The sequence below is a fragment of the Anaerotignum sp. genome, from assembly GCF_031981185.1.
GTDB lineage: Bacteria > Bacillota > Clostridia > Lachnospirales > Anaerotignaceae > Chakrabartyella.
On sequence record NZ_DALYUL010000009.1, the window covers coordinates 75,421 to 77,996 of the forward strand.

Genomic DNA, 2,576 nt, shown 5'->3' on the forward strand with positions numbered 1-2,576 from the left:
GCCCGGTTGGAATATAAAGTACAAAAAGAGCGGGCGGTCTCTTTGCACACTCTATCCTGCTAAAGGTTTTTTTACCTGTCTTGTTTCGGTGGGTAGCCGCGAGGCCATGTAAGCGGAGCTTCTGTTATCAACTTGCACCGATTATGTTCGTAGCCTATATCGGAATACAAAACCCTTTAACGGTGGGCGTTGGCTAATGGTATCTATCACTTCTGCGGAAATTCTGGAAGATGTGAAAAAACTCATTGACCTGCGTGTTCAAAAAAAGGTTCAATGACCACATATCCCAGTATACAAATACAAAATCCACGTTATTAATTAAAGAAAATGTGTGGTCAGTAAAATCAAAATCTAACTTTTTATAAATTCAGCCGCTGCACCTTGAAATAGATGCAACGGCTGTTGCTTTCTCTATTACTTGATAGTCTTGATTTGCTATGGTAAACTACCTATTGTATTAAATGATAGAGTAAATGTATTTATTCCCTTTGTACTTGATCAGGTTTATATTTGACGAAGGAGATAAGATAAGGTTATGTTAAAACAGTTAAACAATACTTTAAATATTATAATGGGATCAACTATTGGTGTAACTATTGGTCACAGTTTATATCAATATATTAATTATAAAAAATTTCCCGATTTATATGCAATACAGTCTGCACCTTGGTATACTAGCATTTTAATATATGGCAGTGTTACCATAATTGTTTTGTTAATATCCATTATCATAAAAATAATTATAAAACAAAAGCGCACAAACAAGTAAAATCCCACCTGCAACGGTTATGCGCAGTCTATGATATAAGGCCTTCTTCTGCTAAATATAATTCCATGACTAAGAAACAAGATACGTTATTCCATTCACGGAATAATCGCACCTAAAATAAAACTTTTTTTAAATAGTAGTGAGAAAATTTAACGCTGGGTAAGCAAATTAATATGACCTCTCTTTAAGCTGTTTGCATTCGCAGACAGCTATTTTTAAAATATTTTACAATTGCGTGTAACCTTTTGCCATCCCCGTTTGTACTATTAGTGAAAGGCTTTTCAAGAACAAAGGAGGAACTCATGAGAGAATCAGTAGACGTGCTGATTGACAAGTATAAGAACAATTTGTTTGTAATTGCATTTCATGTTTGTAAAAATATTCATGATGCAGAAGATGTTGTTCAAGATACTTTTATTCAGTACATATCACTAAAAAAGGATTTTGAAACAGAGCAGCACATACGCGCATGGCTGATTCGAGTAGCGATTAATAAAGCTAAAAATAAGAATATGACTTTTTTCAGGCGGAACACCCGCTCTTTAGAGGATTACATGGAAACATTAACTTTTGAATCTCCTGAATCCTCTGAATTGTTTGAGACAGTAATAAATCTACCAGAAAAATATCGTGTTATTATTCATCTGTATTATTATGAGGACTATTCTATAAAAGAAATTTCAAATATTCTAAAAATATCTGAAAGCAATGTTAAAGTTAGACTCTCACGTGGAAGAACGTTGCTTAAAAACACACTAAAGGAGGTATGGGAAGATGACGAATAAGGAGAAGTACAAACAGGCTTTTTCTACAATGCATATCTCTGATGAATTTTCTTTGGAGGTAAAAAAAATGACAACTACAAATAATAAGCCAAAACTGAATCGCTTGGTTGCCAGTATCGCCGCTTGTGTACTGATTGTGGGCAGTGCTACAGCTGCATATGCCACTGATTTTTGTGGAATTCAGCGGACCATTCAGCTTTGGATCCATGGGGATCAAACAAATGTAACGATTCAATTTGATGGAAATGGAAACTACAACATGGACTATATTGATGATGAGGGACACAGTAAAAATCATGGTGGCGGTGGTATGGCTATCGAGGACGATGGTTCAGAAAGACCATTGACAGAAGATGAATTATTAGAACTTATAACAGCCCCTGATGTTAACTATGAAGACAATGGTTCTGTTTGGGTTTATTGGTTCGACAAAAAAATTGATATTACTGATAAATTCGAAAATAATGTCTGCTATATTAAGCTAGTAAATGGGGAAGAAACTTTGTATATGACTGTAAAGTATCAAAATGGCTATGCTACCTCTCCCGATAGTTATCCAGTGCCATCTTCGTTTAACTGATGCTACGTTTAGCTCATAGTTTTGAAAAAAGCCCACACATGAAAATGTGTGGGCTTTTTTCAACTTTTATCTGTATGCTTCCTCATGATGGATGGAAATATCTAAGCCCCTTTGTTCTTCATATTCCGAAACACGAACGGGAACAAATTTATTAACAACCTTTAAGATTATCAATGTTACTAAAAATGCATAGGCTGATATAATCAGCACGCCTACTGTTTGTATTAGAAGTTGATGTACATCTCCATTAATCAATCCCCCGACTCCGTTAATCGATTCTTTTGCAAAAACACCAACTAGGATACTTCCTAAAATTCCGCCTACACCATGGACTCCCCATACGTCTAATGCATCGTCCCAATCAAGCTTAATTCTTAATTGCACAGCATAATAGCACACAAATCCGGCTAATAATCCGATAATTGCAGCGGCCCAAGGTTCA

The 2,576-nt window shown here is 35.4% G+C and carries 3 protein-coding genes and 1 pseudogene; 3 read left to right on the top strand and 1 reads right to left on the bottom strand.

What is annotated here, in order from left to right; translation table 11 throughout:
* Positions 1-13: 13 nt before the first annotated feature.
* The 3 genes and pseudogenes from RTK36_RS16575 to RTK36_RS06950 all read left to right on the top strand — a co-directional run bounded on the left by RTK36_RS16575 (position 14) and on the right by RTK36_RS06950 (position 2,134).
* A pseudogene (locus RTK36_RS16575) lies at positions 14-277 on the top strand (DUF3788 domain-containing protein).
* A gap of 794 nt (positions 278-1,071) precedes the next feature.
* Positions 1,072-1,554 (top strand): RNA polymerase sigma factor, encoded by a 483-nt coding sequence (locus RTK36_RS06945; protein WP_312045596.1) that lies wholly within the window; start codon positions 1,072-1,074, stop codon positions 1,552-1,554.
* Entirely contained in the window at positions 1,544-2,134 is a 591-nt protein-coding gene (locus RTK36_RS06950; RefSeq protein WP_312045599.1) for a hypothetical protein, read from the top strand. Before RTK36_RS06945 ends, RTK36_RS06950 begins: the two co-directional genes overlap by 11 nt.
* A 66-nt stretch (positions 2,135-2,200) precedes the next feature.
* Here the strand turns inward: RTK36_RS06950 and RTK36_RS06955 are convergent.
* The coding region (locus tag RTK36_RS06955) for an ammonium transporter (RefSeq protein ID WP_442871340.1) at positions 2,201-2,576 on the bottom strand (376 nt) is incomplete at its 5' end.